This window comes from Pseudomonas sp. FH4, from assembly GCF_000510915.2.
Lineage (GTDB): Bacteria > Pseudomonadota > Gammaproteobacteria > Pseudomonadales > Pseudomonadaceae > Aquipseudomonas > Aquipseudomonas brenneri.
Window position 1 is genome coordinate 1 of the sequence record NZ_AOHN01000050.1, and the last position, 985, is coordinate 985.

Here is a 985-nt window from a genome sequence, read left to right on the forward strand (position 1 = left end):
ACCAGGAGCTGCGCCAGCAAGGCTTTTAACGCCGTTGCGGTAGCTTCATCCATTGGGGGTTTGCTCTCTGTTTGGGGTTGGGTGGTTTCGGTGGGCAACACATCGGCGGCGAAACGCTTGAAAAAGCCGGTCAGGGCTTTGATCAGTCCGGTTTCAGCGGTGTCTGGGGTGTCGTCCTGCAGGCGGCCAAGTTCGACCGAGGCGGCGTAATAGGAAGCGCGGTTGTTTTTGTGGGAGAAGTACAGTTCTTGGGTGCCCACACTTGCCGGCTCATCCGTAACGCCCATGCCGGTCAGATAGGCTTTGCCCTTCCCTCGGAAGTCTGGGGTGATCTCGATGCTGGTGAACAGTTTCTGGCCCTGATCATTCAGGTACAGCAGCCGGTCGTTTGGCTTCAATTGCGCTTCCAGCGCCACCTCGCCCGGCTCTAGGTCTTCGGCCTCTTCCACCAGGCGCACGGCATAAACGGTGCCGTGGGAGCCCGGCCAGCGTTCGTGATCGCACCAGATCACAGCCGTGTAAAAGGACGGCTTATAGGTTTCAGCGATATCGCGCAGTTCCTGGGGAAGGATCACGCGCCCATCAACGGTGGCTCCGCTGGTGGCGACACGTTTCCAGAACGAAACAAGGGAACGGGGCATGGGTTTAACTGCGCTCAATCGGTTGAATGAGCCGCCACGATAGGGAGCTGACAAGCCCCAAACAAACGGTTGCTTTGCGCGTTCCTCCTATATTCGACATATAGGTGGATCGCGGAATTTAACCCCGCGTTTCCTGCGTTTTCGCCGCATAGACTGCGGCCCATGTACTACTCGACCGAAGTTAAAGAAGCCGCCAAACGCCTGTTTCTACGCCGCTGTAAGGCCAAGGAAATTCAGGCGCAGCTCAACCTGCCCAACATCCGCATCGTCTACTACTGGATACGCCAGGGCGGGTGGGAAGACATGCTGTCGGACGAGGAACCGCTGACGGCCGTCGGCCGGCG

The 985-nt window shown here is 58.4% G+C and carries 2 protein-coding genes; one reads left to right on the plus strand and one right to left on the minus strand.

Features of this window, described 5'->3' with window-relative positions:
* Positions 1–641: GPO family capsid scaffolding protein (locus H097_RS26565; RefSeq protein WP_032863559.1), on the minus strand; the 641-nt coding region annotated here is incomplete at its 3' end.
* A 162-nt stretch (positions 642–803) separates the two neighbouring features.
* On the opposite strand from H097_RS26565, the gene H097_RS26570 reads away from it, so the two are divergent.
* Positions 804–985, plus strand: a 182-nt coding sequence (locus tag H097_RS26570) for a hypothetical protein (RefSeq protein WP_032863560.1), incomplete at its 3' end; no start/stop codon positions are given.